The 17,125-nt window shown below is 39.7% G+C and carries 15 protein-coding genes; 13 read left to right on the top strand and 2 right to left on the bottom strand.

Annotated features, from left to right (window positions below):
• The first annotated feature begins 113 nt into the window (after positions 1–113).
• The 8 genes from FC14_RS06865 (at position 114) to FC14_RS06895 (ending at position 8,812) form a co-directional block, all read left to right on the top strand.
• The gene (locus tag FC14_RS06865) at positions 114–1,976 is read left to right on the top strand and encodes a monovalent cation:proton antiporter family protein (protein ID WP_056977000.1); all 1,863 of its coding nucleotides are present in this window, start codon (positions 114–116) and stop codon (positions 1,974–1,976) included.
• 168 nt (positions 1,977–2,144) lie between these two features.
• A complete protein-coding gene (locus FC14_RS10390) occupies positions 2,145–2,291 on the top strand; it encodes a teichoic acid D-Ala incorporation-associated protein DltX (protein ID WP_156655767.1) in 147 nt (48 codons plus the stop codon).
• Positions 2,292–2,305: 14 nt separating this feature from the next.
• Positions 2,306–3,817: a D-alanine--poly(phosphoribitol) ligase subunit DltA gene (gene dltA, locus FC14_RS06870; protein ID WP_056977001.1), complete on the top strand. Its 1,512-nt coding sequence runs from the start codon at positions 2,306–2,308 to the stop codon at positions 3,815–3,817.
• Entirely contained in the window at positions 3,817–5,013 is a 1,197-nt protein-coding gene (dltB, locus tag FC14_RS06875; protein WP_056977002.1) for a D-alanyl-lipoteichoic acid biosynthesis protein DltB, read from the top strand. Before dltA ends, dltB begins: the two co-directional genes overlap by 1 nt.
• Positions 5,014–5,043: 30 nt before the next feature.
• Positions 5,044–5,274, top strand: a complete 231-nt coding sequence (gene dltC, locus FC14_RS06880; RefSeq protein WP_050611213.1) for a D-alanine--poly(phosphoribitol) ligase subunit DltC — start codon at positions 5,044–5,046, stop codon at positions 5,272–5,274.
• A complete protein-coding gene (gene dltD / locus FC14_RS06885) occupies positions 5,274–6,524 on the top strand; it encodes a D-alanyl-lipoteichoic acid biosynthesis protein DltD (protein ID WP_056977003.1) in 1,251 nt (416 codons plus the stop codon). The genes dltC and dltD overlap by 1 nt, the downstream gene beginning before the upstream one ends.
• Before the next feature lie 130 nt (positions 6,525–6,654).
• A complete protein-coding gene (locus FC14_RS06890; RefSeq protein WP_056977004.1) occupies positions 6,655–7,932 on the top strand; it encodes a PTS transporter subunit EIIC in 1,278 nt (425 codons plus the stop codon).
• Position 7,933: 1 nt separating this feature from the next.
• On the top strand, positions 7,934–8,812 hold the full coding sequence (locus FC14_RS06895) for an alpha/beta hydrolase (RefSeq protein WP_056977005.1): 879 nt from the start codon (positions 7,934–7,936) through the stop codon (positions 8,810–8,812).
• Here the strand turns inward: FC14_RS06895 and FC14_RS06900 are convergent.
• Positions 8,809–9,102, bottom strand: coding sequence for a hypothetical protein (locus FC14_RS06900; RefSeq protein ID WP_056977006.1), 294 nt, complete (start codon positions 9,100–9,102; stop codon positions 8,809–8,811). The genes FC14_RS06895 and FC14_RS06900 overlap by 4 nt on opposite strands.
• Before the next feature lie 153 nt (positions 9,103–9,255).
• Between FC14_RS06900 and FC14_RS06905 the strand changes: the two genes are divergently transcribed.
• On the top strand, positions 9,256–11,124 hold the full coding sequence (locus tag FC14_RS06905; RefSeq protein ID WP_056977007.1) for an acyltransferase family protein: 1,869 nt from the start codon (positions 9,256–9,258) through the stop codon (positions 11,122–11,124).
• Between the two features lie 64 nt (positions 11,125–11,188).
• Here FC14_RS06905 and FC14_RS06910 read toward each other — a convergent pair whose 3' ends face one another.
• The gene (locus FC14_RS06910) at positions 11,189–12,124 is read right to left on the bottom strand and encodes a diacylglycerol/lipid kinase family protein (protein ID WP_056977008.1); all 936 of its coding nucleotides are present in this window, start codon (positions 12,122–12,124) and stop codon (positions 11,189–11,191) included.
• Between the two features lie 238 nt (positions 12,125–12,362).
• On the opposite strand from FC14_RS06910, the gene FC14_RS06915 reads away from it, so the two are divergent.
• The 4 genes from FC14_RS06915 (at position 12,363) to recJ (ending at position 17,112) form a co-directional block, all read left to right on the top strand.
• Positions 12,363–12,803 (top strand): hypothetical protein, encoded by a 441-nt coding sequence (locus tag FC14_RS06915; RefSeq protein WP_056977009.1) that lies wholly within the window; start codon positions 12,363–12,365, stop codon positions 12,801–12,803.
• 202 nt (positions 12,804–13,005) lie between these two features.
• Positions 13,006–13,944 (top strand): ribonuclease Z, encoded by a 939-nt coding sequence (gene rnz / locus FC14_RS06920; protein ID WP_056977010.1) that lies wholly within the window; start codon positions 13,006–13,008, stop codon positions 13,942–13,944.
• 17 nt (positions 13,945–13,961) lie between these two features.
• Positions 13,962–14,771 carry an SDR family NAD(P)-dependent oxidoreductase gene (locus FC14_RS06925; protein WP_056977011.1) on the top strand — a complete coding sequence of 270 codons (810 nt, stop codon included), beginning with the start codon at positions 13,962–13,964 and terminating at the stop codon, positions 14,769–14,771.
• A gap of 13 nt (positions 14,772–14,784) precedes the next feature.
• The gene (recJ, locus tag FC14_RS06930; RefSeq protein WP_082618716.1) at positions 14,785–17,112 is read left to right on the top strand and encodes a single-stranded-DNA-specific exonuclease RecJ; all 2,328 of its coding nucleotides are present in this window, start codon (positions 14,785–14,787) and stop codon (positions 17,110–17,112) included.
• The last annotated feature ends 13 nt before the right edge of the window (positions 17,113–17,125 follow it).

Below are 17,125 nucleotides of genomic sequence, written 5' to 3' on the forward strand. Positions count from 1 at the left end.
TTTTTGATTTATAGCTAAAGTTATTTCCCGGGAAATAGGCTGAAATATTTGCCCACTAACTCAAGCTAGTATAAAATGGACTTAATTTGAAACGAGAGAAAGGACTTTTAATTATGGATTTTTCCTTGGTATTAGTGACCTTGGCGGCCTTTGCAACGCCAATGATTTTGTCACGATTTAAAATTGGCATTTTACCTACCTCGGTGGCAGAAATTATCGTCGGGATTATTTTAGGTAAAAGTGCACTTGATATCGTCCATACGGGACCATTACTGTCATATGCCTCGACCTTTGGGGTATTATTATTGATGTTTCTTAGTGGGATGGAAATAGATTTTAGCTTATTTAAGAAAAGTGCTGGTCCGCAAACACCACTGGCTAAGAAAAAGGCTAACCAAGAACCAACGGTTTCACCGCTAAAGGCAGCAGTGGGTGCATATATATTGGCTACGGTTACAGCCGTAATTTTGGCCTTGGTATTCCATGTTACCGGTTTATTTAGTGATATTGGGTTAGCTACAATCTTATTCATGACGGTTTCTTTAGGAATTGTTATTTCGTTATTGAAAGAAAATGAATTACTTAGTCGCCCCTTTGGCCAAGCAATCTTATTGTTTGCCGTTTTGGGAGAAGTCGTGCCTATGCTATTGCTAACCCTTTATTCGTCCTTGGTAGCGGGGGATGGCGCTAGTATTTGGTTGATTTCAATTCTCTTCATTGTGGCGGCCTTCTTATTTAGGAAATTTCGGTCATTCTTTACCTTTTTTGACACCATTAATAAATCGACCACCCAGTTAGACATTAGGTTGGCGATTTTTGTGATTATTATGTTAGTGTGGATGGCCGAAAAGGTGGGAGCTGAAAATATCCTCGGGGCCTTTGTGGCAGGAATTGTTTTTAAGTTGTTACAACCTGCTGAGGATACGGAACAAAGGTTAGATTCAATCGGGTATGGTTTTTTAATTCCCTTCTTCTTTATTATGACGGGAGTGAAATTAGACATTCCGGCCCTACTAACCTCGCCAACTACCTTAGTACTGATTCCGCTCTTCTTTTTAGCTTATGTGTTGGCCAAACTACCAGCTTACCTAGCTTTAAGAAAATACTTTAGTTCTAAAAATGCACTGGCGGGCTCGTTTTTAGCTAGCACAACCATCACCTTGGTGTTAGCAACTTTAACCGTAGCTGAGGAATTGAAGGTAGTAACTGCGCAACAATCAGGCGCGTTCTTACTGGCTGGCTTACTAACATGCATCATTAGTCCCTTACTATTCAACAAACTTTATCGTCCTGAGCCAACAGATAAGAAAAAGACCAAGGTGCACTTTATTGGGGCTAACTTAGTGACGATTTCTGCAGCCCAACAGTTAACCCAAAGTTGGTATGAGGTAGATTTATATACAGATAGTCAGAAGAATTATACTACTTACGATTCTGAGGCTAATGTGCACTTATTGACTAGGATGGACAAAGCAACCGCGATTGCAAGTGGCGCTTTTGATACGGATATTTTAGTCTTAGGTCACGTTAATTTTGACATTAACTACCAACTTGCTTTGGCGGCTAAGGAATATGGGGTAGAGCGAGTAATTGCACGCCTAGACAATCCAGATCCAGTAATTAACTCCCAGCAGGAAGCTGAATGTGAAAAACAAGGGATAGAATACTACAGTAGCTTTGATACCAGGGTTGGTATGATGAGATCAATGATAGAATCTCCATCCATTATGCAGATTTTGACTAGCGGGGATGCCCGTCTGTATGAATTAACGGTTAATAATGCTAAATTTGATGGATTAGAACTTTATAAGTTACCATTTATCGAAGAAATCACTATCAGTCGGATTTTCCGCAATCATAAATCAATCGCGCCTCATGGTTCTACGCGCATTCAATTGGGAGATCACATTGTCTTTTCTGGTAGCCGGGAATTAGTGAGTCAGGTTAGAGCTACCTTAGAAAAACTAAACGAATAAGGTTTTGAGAAGTTCCCCGTAAACATTTTTTACGGGGAGCTTTTTTATTAGTTACCGCAGAACGTAAATATTCGTTAAAAAGAGTTTAAAGTTTGTTTATTGTAATGCCTTTGTAATAGTTTTATCCTAAAAAGAGTAAATGAAGCTTTAATGCAAAGGAGCATTTTAATGCAAGAATTAAAAAAACTATGGCATAATTCAGTCTTTAACTTTATTATGCGTACTATTTTTTATTTTGTTATTTTGTTAGGCTTAATTTATTTGTACAGTTACAGTGGAATTAATCAACCACACTTTATTTATAATGAATTTTAAAGAGGAGTCAGATTATGAATTTAATTGAGCAAATAGATTTGTGGGCTCAAAATGAACCTACACGCTTAGCTTACGATTACTTAGGGCAAGAATATACTTACCAACAATTAAAACAAGCCTCTGATGCAGTGGCGCATAAGTTACTAACAATGAACTTGAGCGCTGGTCCCATTATGGTTTATGGTGGGCAAGAATTTGCCACGTTAGCTACTTTCTTGGGATGTGTTAAGGCGGGCCATGCTTATATTCCGGTAGATTCACATTCACCTAAGGAACGACTAGAAATCATCAATCAAATTGCCCAACCTGTTGCTTGTGTGAAGGCGGAAGAAGTTGAATTGACAGTGGAGATTCCTGTAATTGAACCAACCGAACTAGCAGGAATCTTAGAGCAGATGGTAGCGCCGATTGCTAAGGACCATTACGTAAGTGGGGCAGAAAATTTCTACATTATCTTCACTTCGGGGACGACTGGTTTACCTAAAGGGGTTCAAATAAGTCATGATAACTTGGCAAGTTTTGTGAAGTGGATGCAATTGGATTTTGGCTTGGAGTCAGGAGCAACTTTTCTTGCGCAGGCTCCATATTCCTTCGACTTATCGGTAATGAGTATCTATCCAAGCTTAAGCATGGGTGGTAAGTTAGCAGTCTTACCTCGCCAAATAACCGATAATTTTAAGGAATTATTTGCGGCCTTGCCCAAATTATCATTGGACGCCTGGGTTTCAACTCCCTCCTTCATGGATATTTGCTTAATGCAACCAACCTTTGACCAAGAACATTTACCTGCACTGAAGACATTCCTATTTTGTGGAGAAGAGTTGACCCACAAGACAGCGGCAATGTTGAAGCAACGCTTCCCTGCGGCTAAGATTTATAATACTTATGGTCCAACGGAAGCAACGGTGGCAATTAGTGCGGTTGAAATTTCCCGGGAAATTTTAGATAACTATGGGCGCCTACCTATCGGTTATGTTAAAAGAGAAAGCGAAATCGTGTTAGTGGATAACGATTTGCAGCCTGTTGAAGTTGGTCAACCAGGAGAAATCTTATTGCTTGGGCCAGGGATTTCTAAGGGGTATCTTAATAATCCAGAAAAGACAGCTCATGCCTTTGTTGAATACCAAGGAAAAGCAGCCTATCGGACGGGGGATTTAGGACAGTTCGACGATCAAGGGCTTCTCTTTTATAAAGGGCGGTTAGACTTCCAGGTTAAAATGCATGGTTTTAGAATTGAGTTAGAAGAAGTTGACCATCATTTAGACAAGGTATCTCTAATTAATCAAGCTACCACGGTGCCTAAATATGATAAAGACCATAAGGTAAATCAATTAATTGCCTACGTGGTTGCCGAAAAAAATGACTACCCAACTGAATTAGCCCTAACCCAAGCGATTAAAAAGGAATTAGCAGAGACAACTTTGAATTACATGATTCCGCAAAGGTTTAAGTATGTAGATTCATTACCGTTAACCATGAATGGGAAGATTGACCGCAAATCATTGATGCAAGAGGTCAATAACTAATGCCAAACTTACAACCATATGCTAATCCAGTTTATTTTGTTTACTTACTCTTGGGGCTTGCTCCCATTGTAGTCGGTCTGCTGTTGGGCAAAAGGTGGCGCCTATATGAAACGGCAATTTCGCTAATATTCTTATTTTTAATCTTTGATGCCGATAAATGGCAGCAGGGAGTGGCACTGATAATTTATGTACTCTTTGAAGTCGGATTAATTTTTGCCTACCTAAAGTACCGCCGCAAACACAATCAGACGTGGGTCTTTGTTTTGACTGTTTGCTTGGCAATTCTCCCCTTGGTAATTGTTAAAGTAACGCCTGCGATAATGGCGGGGAGAAATTCGCTTTTGGGCTTTTTAGGAATCAGTTACCTAACCTTTAAGGTAGTTGGAATGATTATGGAAACTAGGGATGGAATAATTAAGGAATTAAAGTTATTAGAAGTGTTACACTTTATTTTGTTCTTCCCAACTATTTCTTCCGGTCCAATCGATCGTTACCGGCGCTTCATCAAAGATTATCGCCAAATTCCAAGCCAAAGTAAGTACCTGCAGTTGCTTGAAAAGGCAGTGTGGTATTTGTTTTTAGGCTTTCTCTATAAGTTTTTACTAGCCTACTATTTTGGGAGTGTGTTGGAACCTCGAGTAGCACACTTGGCTTTAATTCACGGGGGCTTTTCTAAATACCTAATCGCTTATACCTACGTATACTCAATGGATTTATTCTTTGATTTTGCGGGTTACAGCTTCTTTGCGGTTGCGACTAGCTACCTAATGGGGATTGAAACTCCGATGAACTTTAACCGGCCGTTTATTTCCAAAAATATCAAAGAATTTTGGAATAGGTGGCACATGACCTTGTCATTTTGGTTTAGGGATTATATCTACATGCGCTTAGTCTTTTTCTTGATGAAAAAGAAGTTAGTTAAAAGCAAGATTGCGTTGACCAATTTAGGTTACCTAACCCTATTTTTAATAATGGGTTTTTGGCATGGGTTAACTTGGTATTATATCGTTTACGGGTTATTTCATGCTAGCGCCATTATCATCTGTGATATGTGGTTACGGTTTAAAAAGAAGCACCAAGCACATATTCCAAGTAATTGGCTAACTAAGTATATCGGAATATTTGTAACCTTTAACGTTGTTTGTTTTAGTTTTTTGATTTTCTCAGGTTTTCTAGATAAACTATTTTTTAAATAATTAATTTTTGAACAAAGGAAGTAATTTAAGATGAAAGATACAGTTTTAGATATTTTGGTAGATTTAACAGGTAGCGAAGAAGTAAAACAAGATTTAGACATTAATTTGTTTGACAACGGCTTGTTGGATTCAATGGGGACAGTTCAAATGTTACTCGAATTGGATAATCAATGTGGTATTCAAGTGCCAGTTTCTGAATTTGAACGTAGTGAATGGGACACTCCTAACAAAATTATTGCGAAAGTAGAAGCTATGAAATAATGAGTTTGAAAAAGAGACTATGGCTAATCTTAGGACCAGCAGTAATTGCTATCGTAGCGTTATTGCTTTTCTTGGTAACTCCCTATAAGTTAAAAGTGAATCAAGAAGTCTTGCCTGGAGCAGCAATTTCTCAAAGTGCTAATATTTTCAAGGGGAACGCAATTAAACAGGCGGCTTTGTCTGAGAATTACGTTGCCTTTATGGGCTCATCTGAATTGTCACGGATGGATCCCTTCCATCCCGCAGTTCTAGCGGCTAAATATAAGCGCCCTTACCGGCCATTCTTGTTAGGAGCGGCAGGTTCTCAGTCCCTATCTCATTTTTTTGCAATGCAAGGAATTAACTCAGAAATTAGCCATAAAAAAGTTGTCTTTATCATTTCCCCCCAATGGTTTACAAAACAGGGAATTGATAAGAATGCCTTTTCTTATTACTATTCAAACTTGCAAGCAGTTACCTGGTTGAAAACAGCTAAGCCAACTGTGATGAATAGGCACGCAGCTAAACGCTTATTGATGATGCCATCTGTTCACTCGGATGAAAGAATCGCACATGCCGTGGATACAATTGCTCAAGGGCAAGCTTTGAGTAAAGGTCAGCTGACATATGTTAAGCTAAAGTATAATGAGTTAAGTAGGGAAGACGAATTGTTCTCCAGTTTGCATATGAATTTGCGGACCCAAAAACTAGCCAAGGCTGCTAAACAATTACCGGCTGAGTATTCTGTTGAACACTTAGATAAACTGGCGATGGAAATTGGTGAAAAGAAGACAGGCAACAATCCTTTCCGCATCAGTGATAGATTTTGGAATAAGCGGCTCAAGGATAATTATCGGCAGCTAAAGGGTAGACAAGCTAAGTTTAACTACTTAGCCTCCCCTGAGTATAGTGATTTTGAATTAGTTTTAAATCAGTTTGCCTTAGATAAAACGGACGTATTGTTTGTCATTCCCCCTGTCAATAGACAATGGTCTCAGTATACGGGCTTATCTTTAAAGATGTTAGCCCAATTTGATAATAAAATTAAGTACCAACTTCAAAGTCAAGGTTTTAACAATATTGTTGACTTATCTAAAGATGGGGGCGAAAAATACTTTATGCAAGATACGATTCACTTGGGGTGGCGTGGTTGGTTGAAATTAGATCAAGCTGTTAAGCCCTTCTTGACTAAAAAGCAACCTGCACCAAGTTATCGGATTAATGATTATTTCTATAGCCAAAAATGGCAAAACCTGCAAGGGGATTATTAAATTAATGAAGCTAGCCAAGGTTTCTTGGTTGGCTTTTTTAGCAATTAAATTGAGAAAGGAAAGACTATGTTGTTACGAGTTAGGACATAATTTATTCAGTAGCTTGTATTTGATGTAGTAGGGTGTAGCTATGGTAACAAAATTGGTAGCTTGGATGGCGCAAAAAAAGGAACAACCAACAATAAAAGCTGTCCGTCGTACGTTAGTAATGATTTTTCCATTCGTTCTTTTGGGAAGTTTTATGCAAATTTTAGCGCAGAGTGTGTTTTCCCAAACAGGTTTTTTGAATAGTATTTTTCAGTTGAGTGATAAGGTGCCGGCGTTTGAGAAAATTTATTATTTTTTTACGAATTTAAGTTTTTTTACGCTAGGAATTAGTGCCTTGTTAGCGGCCTACCAAGTTGCTAATTATCAGGCCAAATACCTGCATAAGGATGGAGCAATGGCAGGGTTGACCGGCCTGGTTTGCTTTTTGATTTTGGTAATAAGGCCCCTTGATGGAACTGGGCGCTTGAATTTTAACTGGGCACTCTTGGGGACGCCGGGATTATTATTGGGCTTACTAGTAGGTTGTTTAGTTGGCAACTTATTTAACTTATTAGGTAAAAAAACTGCTAGACAAGTTGAGCGGACTGATGACGTCTTGGCTCGTGCATTTGCAGCCTTACCAGTAATTACGCTGGCCTTATTATTATGCCTATTATTTAATTTGGCGGTGGCCTTTTTTAGCGGCCAAGATGCAGTTACCAATTTTTTTGCAGGTATGGAAGCGTTTGCTGATAATCAAGACCGGGTGGGGACGGTAGTTGGGTTAGGAATCATTAGTAACCTTTTAAACTGGTTAGGTTTAAGTGGGCCCTATAATACCATCGGGACTGTTTATGGTGATCAGAAGTATTTGGATAATTTAAACTATGCTTTAAGTCATGGTTCAGCAGTCAATGTTCCCTATAAATACACGGTGACAACCTTATATCAGTCCTTTGGAATGTTTGGAGGAGTTGGGGCCACCTTAGCACTCCTAATTGCAATTAGTCTTGTTAGCAATAGTCACCGGGCTTTGCGGGTAAGTCGCTGGTCATTTTTGCCAGTCTTCTTTAACGTTAATAGCCCGTTAATGATTGGCCTGCCCCTGCTATTTAATCCCCTGTACCTGCTTCCTTTTGTGCTAGCTCCTTGTTTTAACATGCTGATTGCTAGTTTAGCCATCAAATGGCAGCTGATTACAGTTTTAACCTACCCTGTTCCTGTGGGGACTCCTGGGGTGCTGGTGGCTTATATTGGGACTAATGCCAGCATCAGTAGTCTAGTTTTAGGAATAGTACTTTTGGGGATAGATGTGTTACTTTACATCCCGTTTGTAAAAGTAGCAGATGCCGTTAGTTGTAAATTGACTGGGGGGATTTAACGTGCGGAGACGTAAGAATATTGCCAGTTTACTATTTTCACTTTTATTAATTCTAGCCTTAGCCTGGCCTGCCTATTTTTGGACTAAGGATAATGTCGCTAATTTGACCAAGTGGCATAATTCAAAATTGTCGCCGATTATCATGATTCCAGGCAGTTCGGCTACTGAAAATCGCTTTGATAGTTTAGTTTCACTGATAAATAAGCAAAGTTTTAAGAAGCACAGTCTACTTAAGGTCAAGGTTTGGAATAGCGGTAAAATTACCTATCAAGGTAAGATTAACCCTAAAGATAACGAGCCGTTCATTGTGGTCGGCTTTGAAAATAACCATGATGGCTATGACAACATTTTAAAACAAGCTAAGATGTTTAATAAGGCGTTTACGGCTTTGACTAACAGGTATGATTTCAATAATTTTAAGGGAATCGGTCATTCTAATGGTGGCTTAGTTTACACGGCCTTTTTAGAAAAGTATTTTAATGAAGATGATGCTCAAATAAAAAAGTTGATGACGATTGGGTCACCGTTTAACTTCGCTGAAAAATCAACGGCCAACAAAACACAAATGTTAGCTAGTTTTATCAAAAATAAAGTGAATCTACCTAGTAATTTAATTGTTTATTCAGTCGCCGGAACTCAGAATTATGAATCTGATGGCTTGGTTCCACTAGATAGTGTGGAGGCTGGTAAATATGTTTACCAAAACCAAGTCAAGTCTTTTACGGAGATAACTGTAACTGGAGTGGATGCGCAACATTCTAGTTTGCCACAAAATAAGCAGATTGTTAGCTTGATTACAGAGTATATCTTGGATAAACACACTTTAGATGGAAAAGGAAAACTTAACCCTGGCCCTAATCAAAGCGACAACCGTAATTAGCGAATGATTAGTTGGTTATTTTGGAGATGGTAACCGTAAAAATGCAGCTTGGGCTTAGTCGCGGTTCTTAAAAGTATAGGTAGAGATTGGGAGATTTGGACTAAGTCATTATGAACCGACAGTAGTGTTAAGGCAGGAAGCTGGAGGGTGGCATCTGCTATAAGTAAGACGCTATCAGAGTTAACAATAATTTCTGCCAACGGAATCAGTTGCTTGGTCGGAGCTTGCCAAAACAATTCCCGTGAGTAATCGATGCCTTTAGTGGCAGTTAAAAAATCTTTGACTAACAAATGCAACAGCTCCTTTCCTTTGGAAATAATTATAGAATAAAAGTGGCCCTAACTCTAGTTAGGCTATTGAACCAAGTTGAAGTTTATGAGTATAATGAATGGGAGTCATTCCTGATAAGAGGGGGGAAGGTGTTTTACACAAACACGTAAAGTATGAATAGAAGGTTAAAGCACAGCCGTTACATCACAGGTTTCGATGGAATTAGAACTTTAGCGGTAATCGGAGTCATTTGTTATCATATCTTGCCAGCTACGATGCCAGGTGGCTTCTTAGGGGTGCCTATCTTTTTTGTAGTGTCAGGTTACCTAATAACTGACCTACTTTTACAAGAGTGGGATGAATACGGCAAAATTGATGTTAAGGCGTTTTATCTCCGCAGAATAAGGCGCTTATATCCTGCTTTAGTAACGATGGTGCTAACGACTGCGGCTTACATCACGGTTTTTCAACGAAATTTATTGACTAACCTTAAGGGGATAGTGATTAGTAACTTTCTTTATGTTTATAATTGGTTTCAAATTGCTCACCACGAGTCATACTTTGACAAGTTTGGGGGCGAATCACCATTTACGCACCTGTGGTCCTTATCGATTGAAGGTCAGTTTTACTTTTTGTGGCCGCTATTAATTATTCTAGCCTTAACCTTTATTAAAAAGAGGGTTAAGATTTTTGATATCCTATTTGTTTTAGCTGGGGTATCTGCCTTGGCTATGGCGTTTATCTACCATGATGGAATTGACCCATCACGGCTTTACTACGGAACCGATACCCGGACTTTTTCTATTTTATTAGGGGCTAGTTTAGCCTTTATCTGGCCAAGCACCGCCTTAAAACGGCAGCTTGATCGCCGCTTAAGTTTGATGGTTGACGTGGTAGGCTTGATTAGTTTAGCAATTATTTTAACTTGTTTTTTCAAGATGGATTCACAAAGCGCTACGATTTATAGGGGCGGAATGTTTTTATTTTCTTTAGTTGCGATGATTTTTATTGCAACCGTAGCTCATCCAGGGGCGGATATGAACCGCTTGTTTACTAATAAGGTCTTTACTTGGTTGGGAAAACGTTCTTACGGAATTTACCTCTACCAATATCCGGTAATGATTTTTTACGAAAGTAAGATTGCAGTCGGTAACCATCCCCTTATCCATGCGCTGATTGAAATTTTGTTGATTGTAGTGATTAGTGCTTTATCTTATCGCTATATAGAAAGGCCGCTACAGCGTTATAATTACCGGCGCTTGGGGGTTGATTTAAAAGGTTTGCTTCGCAAACAGTCTCAAGAAAAATGGCTGTTGGTAGTGCCAGTTATCGTAATCGTGACGGCAGTGGTGGGAATGTTTTTACCGGCTAGAGATCCTGGCTCTGAGCAGAGTAAACAACTCCAAGAAACCATTGCTAAAAACACTAAGCAGGCAGCCCAAAAAAATAAGCAGATAGGAACTACTAAAAAAGCTACTAAAGACTCTAAAAATATTAATGAGGCTGCTACTTCTCAGTCTCCTAAGGACTTCCAGCTGACCACGGGCTTAACCAAGCAACAGTTGGCTAAAGCGCAAACGTTACAAATTACTGCGGTTGGTGATTCTGTTTTGGCCGATACTTCGGCTAAGCTAACGGAAATCTTCCCCCAAATGTATGTGGATGGTAAGGTGGGGCGGCAAGTCTACGATACAATTCCTGTTTTGAAATCATTAGCCGCTAATGGTAAGTTAGCCAACGTAGTCCTATTAGTGGAAGGGACAAATGGTTCTTTTAACGATAACCAGTTAGCAGAGATTATGGCTATTTTAGGTGACCGGCAGGTTTACTGGGTTAACGTCTACGTTCCAACTAAGAGTTGGCAAAATACGGTAAACAATGCTTTGACTAAGGCTACTAAAAAATACCATAACTTAACAATCATAGATTGGTATAATTACAGTCGTAATCACTCTGAATGGTTCTATAATGATCAGGTTCACCCTAATGTTAAGGGGCAGCCATATTACGCTAACTATGTGGCGCGAAAGATTTTAAAGTAATAAATTAATAACGACCGCTTGAAAGCATATCGCTAGATGTGTTTTCAGGCGGTCGTTATTTACATTAGTATAAGAAAGCTTGCTGGTTGATGGAAAAGCTAATTTCAAATGGCTTAGTCCCCATCTCTTCCCCATCGGCTTGACCGTGCTCGGCTGAAGAGACGGCTAACTTAAGCTTGGGAGCCTGGAGGTGGTGGACTCGGCGTGAAAAGATGTGAAAATGGCCGGGTAAAATCATTAATAAAAATAATCTTAAAAAAGGCCAAGTTCGCTTTTTTTCGATAACAACCAAGTCTAATTTACCGTCATTTATTTTGGCCGTGGGCATTAAATTAACCCCGCCACCAAAATAAGGATGGTTAGTGGTGGTACATAAAAAGGCTTGTTCAAAAACTTGGTGACCTTTAGGGCTGGTTACCTCTAATTTGAAGGTGGGCTGCTTTTTTAAGGCCTTAAAAAAGAGGGCGGCATAGGAAAGAAAGCCGAGGTGGTATTTGTTTAACCATTTCTTAAGGGGAGAATGGTTGGTCAAGTATACAATTTGGGCGTCAAAGCCAATGCCAATGTTATTGGTAAAAAAGGCTGATTCATTGCGGAATTTTTCTGTGTAATGGCCGATATCGACCAGGCGCGGAGCTTTAGCCGCCAAGATTCTATCCAAAGCTTTAACTGGGTCGGCTGGAATGGAAAGTCCCCTAGCAAAGTCGTTACCAGAGCCACAGGGAATATAGGCTAAGGTTGCACTAACCTTGGTTTCTTTATGTAATCCGTTGACAGCTTCATGTAAAGTTCCGTCTCCACCTAAAAGAACAATTACAGCTTGGGGATGGTTAAGGGCGTATTGGCGACAAAGTTTTTCGGTGTGGCCGGGATAACGACTTTCATCAAAGCTGTAAGAAATATTACGTGTCTGTAAAATCTGTCTAAGTTTTGGCCAAACTATTTTAGCATGTTCACTTCCCGCAACAGGGTTAATGATAAAGTGATAGTGCGGCGACATGTCATCACTTCTTTCTAAATACTCAAGTTAATTTCAATTAAAATACCTATTATTAAAAAATACCATAAAAATTAGGAAAAAATAAAGTCTAAAGTTTAGCTATTTTTGTTTAAATTAATTGAAGGATTGTCGAAAAAAGGATTTACTTTATTAAGGATAAGAGTTAAAATGATTCTTGACGATTCTAATCGCTAATGTGAAATAGATACAAATTAAGAAAAGGACATCGTACATAATTATGAAAATAACAAAGACTATTATCTGTTGTTTTTTAGGATTTGGATTAATAACATTCGGTACTCTAGGCAAGAAGGCTGTAGCTGCTGACTTTTTGCAAACAACTACAACCAATAATAATAGTGAAAATGTGGCTATTTTACAAAAACGTTTACAAGCTAAAGTGAAAGAATTAACTAATAAGACTGAAGCTTTAAAGGCGATGACAGCTAAGGCAACTAATGAAGTAGATGCTAAGTCAAAGGCTGATGCTAAGTCAAAGCTTGCTGAATTACAAGCTGAAGTAACTGATTTGAACCAAGAAGTAACAAGCTATCAAGATCAAATCAGTCAGTTGAATAAGAAAGAGCAACTTAGCTTAAAGGCCACTAGTGAACAATTGGGGTTAGTTTCACAAAAAGCAGCTATAGCGCTTGACCAAAGCAAGGTGGCTGTAAACTAATTAAAGCTTACTAGCACGATTATTGTTAAGTCGTAGTTATAAAGAAGGACAACTTTCTTTATAACTACGACTTTTTACTTGGAAAAGTAAAAAGCCCTTTATCTTAATTGAGAAAAAATGTTAGAATAAAATTGATATAGTTTGCGCTCTTGAGCGTATAAAGAATTATTTACTTTGCGTAAATTAGAATAGGAATTAGACAATGGAACTTGAATTTTTAGGAACAGGGGCAGGATCGCCTGCTAAATTTCGTAATGTTACAGGCATTGCGCTAAAATTATTAGAAGAACGGAACTCAATTTGGTTATTTGACTGTGGTGAAGGAACCCAGCACCAAATCTTACGGACTAACATCCGGCCTCGGAAGATTGATAAGATTTTCATAACCCACTTACATGGAGATCATGTTTTTGGGTTGCCAGGCTTTTTGAGTAGTCGGTCTTTTCAAGGTGGAGACCAAATGGGGCCATTGACAATCTATGGTCCGCGTGGCATTAAGGAATTTGTTAATTGTGCTTTGAAAATCTCACAATCTAAATTATCTTATAAAATCAACTTTGTTGAACTTGACAAAGAAGGGGTATTATACGAAGACGATAGGTTTGTCGTTTCCTTTAAGTACCTGGAACATCGGATTACTAGCGTGGGTTACCGGATTGTAGAAAAGGATTACCCGGGTGAATTACTGGTTGCTAAGTTACAAGCAGCAAATATTCCGGCTGGCCCACTTTACGGTCAGTTGAAGGCTGGCCAGGTTGTCACCCTTGATGATGGACGAATCGTGGATGGGAAAGATTACCTTGGTCCTGATAAAAAAGGCCGCATTGTGACCATTTTAGGTGATACCAGACAAACGGCAAGTATCAGTGAGTTAGCCCAGGATGCAGACGTATTAGTACATGAGAGTACTTTTGGCAAGGGTGAAGGAAAGTTAGCCCGCAGTTATTATCATTCAACCTCTTTGCAGGCAGCCAAGGTGGCCAAAAATGCAGGGGTAAAACAGTTGCTATTAACCCATATTTCTGCCCGGTATGTTGGCCCACTTGTTAAGCAATTAGAACAAGAAGCAAAGAGCGTCTTTGCTAACAGTAGAGTTGTCAAGGATTTCGATGTGATTGAGGTACCGTTTCCCAAAAGTTAAGTAAAGAAGGTGGAATTATGGCTGGATATAAAGAGTTAAAAAATCTCCGCAATAGGGTAGTAGTAATTACTGGGGCTTCCGGGGGCTTAGGTGAACAGTTAGCCTATCAAGCAGCTAGCAAGGGCGCAATTGTGGTGGCCTGTGCCCGGAGACTAGATAAGTTGCAAGAGGTGGTAGCTAATTGTCGGCAGATTTCGGGGAGATTGGCATTTGCATATACCTTAGATGTTTCAGACCCAAATCAAATTGAGAGAGTTTTAGCAGAGGTTGAGACCAATGTTGGTCCGATTGATGTTTTGATTAACAATGCTGGCTTTGGTTTAATGGAAAACTTACTGCAAATTGATGAACAGACGATTGAATCAATGTTTCGGATTAATGTTTTAGGTTTAATTTATTTGAGTAAATATACTGCGCTTAGGATGGCTAAGAGACACCGGGGGGCGATTATTAACATCGCATCCATGGCTGGCAAGATAGCAACTCCTAAATCAACTATTTATTCAGCTACTAAATTTGCCGTCTTAGGTTTTTCCAATGCGCTTCGCCTGGAGTTAAAACCACTGGGAATTATGGTAACGACAGTTAACCCGGGGCCAATTGCAACGGCATTTTTTGAGAAAGCCGATAAAACCGGTAACTATCTTAAGAGTATAGATAAAATTGTATTGCAACCGGAAATGGTGGCTAAGAAGGTTATTAGGACAATCGGTACCAATAAGCGTGAAGTGAATCTACCGTATAGTATGGAAATAGCTAGTCACCTATATAATGCCTTTCCTACTTTAGGTGACTATTTAGCTGGTGGAATTTTTAATAAGAAATAGGTTGGGTGATAGGTTGTTAACTTCCAAATATGAATGGCAAATAGAAGCAGAGCTTGATAAAAATGTGATAGCTAAGTTGGCCGCTGAAACAAAACTAGATGCAACTTTAGTTCAGATTTTATATCGTCGCGGCTATCAAACGGCTACCGCGATTGAAAATTTTATCCATCCTAGTGATTCTGAGCTAAATGATGCGTTTTTGCTTTATGATATTGATAAGGCAGTCGAACGAATCCAAACGGCGGCGTTTGCTGGAGAAAAGATAGTCGTTTATGGAGATTACGATGTTGATGGAATAACCGCTACGGCTGTAATGTACTCTACTTTAGAACAATTAGGTGCAGATGTAAGTTACTATGTGCCTGATAGATTTAAGGATGGATACGGTCCTAATAAAGCTGCCTATCAGCGTTTAATAGAAGCGGGGGCCCAGCTCATTGTGACCGTTGATAATGGGGTCGCTGGTCATGAGGCGATTGATTATGCCAATAGCCAGGGCGTTGATGTGGTAGTAACTGATCACCATGAATTGCCACCAACTTTACCTGCAGCCTATGCGCTTGTCCACCCAAGGCACCCTAAAGGTAATTACCCGTTTGGTGGGTTAGCTGGAGTGGGAGTAGCTTTTAAGGTTGCAACTGCTCTGTTAGACGAGGTTCCTAGTGATATGCTTGACTTGGTTGCGCTAGGAACAGTGGCTGATTTAGTTCCTTTGGTTAAGGAAAATCGCTTATTAGTTAGGTATGGCTTAGAAGTTTTAAGAACTAATCCACGTCTAGGTTTAAAGTCGCTTTATGAGTTGGCACAATTAAATCCAGAAGAGCTAACCGAACAAACAATAGCTTTTCAGTTGGCGCCCCGTTTGAATTCATTAGGACGGATTGCGCAGGCTAAATTAGGAGTGGAACTTCTGACAACTGAAGAGCTAACTGCCGCTAACCAACTGGCAGCTAGTTGCCAAGCTTATAACCAGCAACGCCAAGAGCTAGTGGAACAGATTACCGCGCAAGCACTGGCTAAGGTAGCAGCTAACGACACTAATGCCATAAACCTAGTTTATGAGCGCGGGTGGCACGAAGGTGTGTTGGGAATCGTTGCGAGTCGGTTGGTAGAAGAGACGGGTAAACCAAGTTTAGTCTTAAGTGTTAATGAAGCTGGACTGGCTAAAGGTTCTGGCCGTTCAGTGGCTGGCTTCGATTTATTTGCGGCTTTAGACCACCAACGTGATTTGTTAGATAAATTTGGTGGGCATGAGATGGCCTGTGGTCTAACGATAGCTGAAGCTAGTTTACCTAAATTGCAAGTTCAGTTAAATGCTGAGGCTAAGACTCAAGGATTGACGGCCCAAACCAAGCAGCCCTTGCATATTGATGCTGAACTAAAGTTGGAACAAATTACCCCGACATTTTACCAACAGTTGCAATCCCTGGCTCCGTTTGGAACTGAAAATGAGGAACCACTCTTTTTAATTACAGGTTATGATTCGCTTGCAGCTAAGGCGATTGGTAAGGAAAATAATCATTTGCGCTTAGAATTAAGCGGGAGTGGAGCAGGCCCAAGCATTAGCGGGGTGGCTTTTAGTTTGGGTAACCAAGCTGTAACTACAATCGTGGCGCATAGTGAGGCTTTGCGCTTCGTTGGTACGCTAAGCGAAAATAAGTGGCGCAACCAAGTCTCACTTCAAATCATGATTAAGGATTTAGAACTTGACCAAGACAAGAGTCAGGGGGTAATTATTGATCAAAGAACTAACAAGCTACGCAAGTCTTTATTTACTAAGGTTGCTAGTTACATCTTCTTTGATGCTAAGTTAAAAGAAAAGGTGACGCCACTCTTACCTAGTGGGGCTAACGCGCTACTGGCTGCTGAAATTGATGATGCCTACCAAGCCCAGGAGCTATATTTAGTAGATTGTCCGCAGTCGTTAACCCAGTTAGAAGCCTTGTTGCCTAGACTAGAGTTTGCTAAGCTTTACTTGCTATTTTATCAACAAGATAATGCTTATCTACTAGGACTACCAACGCGAGAGCAGTTTGCCCTTGTTTACCGCTTTAGTGCTAGTCATAAAAACGTAGCAATTTATCAACGGTTAGATGAGTTAGCCAACTACCTAAAAATTCGCAGGGAGCTGTTGATTTTCATCTTACAGGTGTTTTTTGAATTAGGATTTGTTAAAATAGAAAATGGATTGATGAATTACGTGCCGAATGTTAAAGCACAAGCGTTAGAAAATGCTGAGTGTTACCAAGCACGCAAGTTGAGAATGCAGGCGGAATCGACCCTGCTTTTCAGTAATTCTACGAGTTTAACGCAATATTTGACTAAATTTTTGAAGCATTAAGCTTGGATATTTA

The sequence above is a fragment of the Ligilactobacillus agilis DSM 20509 genome (assembly GCF_001436215.1).
Lineage (GTDB): Bacteria > Bacillota > Bacilli > Lactobacillales > Lactobacillaceae > Ligilactobacillus > Ligilactobacillus agilis.

Bases quoted from the DNA above. Each gene is read 5' to 3' on its own strand.
- FC14_RS06865 (WP_056977000.1), top strand. From the start codon at position 114: ATGGATTTTTCCTTGGTATTAGTGACCTTGGCGGCCTTTGCAACGCCA.
- FC14_RS10390 (WP_156655767.1), top strand. From the start codon at position 2,145: ATGCAAGAATTAAAAAAACTATGGCATAATTCAGTCTTTAACTTTATT.
- dltA (WP_056977001.1), top strand. From the start codon at position 2,306: ATGAATTTAATTGAGCAAATAGATTTGTGGGCTCAAAATGAACCTACA.
- dltB (WP_056977002.1), top strand. From the start codon at position 3,817: ATGCCAAACTTACAACCATATGCTAATCCAGTTTATTTTGTTTACTTA.
- dltC (WP_050611213.1), top strand. From the start codon at position 5,044: ATGAAAGATACAGTTTTAGATATTTTGGTAGATTTAACAGGTAGCGAA.
- dltD (WP_056977003.1), top strand. From the start codon at position 5,274: ATGAGTTTGAAAAAGAGACTATGGCTAATCTTAGGACCAGCAGTAATT.
- FC14_RS06890 (WP_056977004.1), top strand. From the start codon at position 6,655: ATGGTAACAAAATTGGTAGCTTGGATGGCGCAAAAAAAGGAACAACCA.
- FC14_RS06905 (WP_056977007.1), top strand. From the start codon at position 9,256: ATGAATAGAAGGTTAAAGCACAGCCGTTACATCACAGGTTTCGATGGA.
- FC14_RS06910 (WP_056977008.1), bottom strand. From the start codon at position 12,124: ATGTCGCCGCACTATCACTTTATCATTAACCCTGTTGCGGGAAGTGAA.
- FC14_RS06915 (WP_056977009.1), top strand. From the start codon at position 12,363: ATGAAAATAACAAAGACTATTATCTGTTGTTTTTTAGGATTTGGATTA.
- rnz (WP_056977010.1), top strand. From the start codon at position 13,006: ATGGAACTTGAATTTTTAGGAACAGGGGCAGGATCGCCTGCTAAATTT.
- FC14_RS06925 (WP_056977011.1), top strand. From the start codon at position 13,962: ATGGCTGGATATAAAGAGTTAAAAAATCTCCGCAATAGGGTAGTAGTA.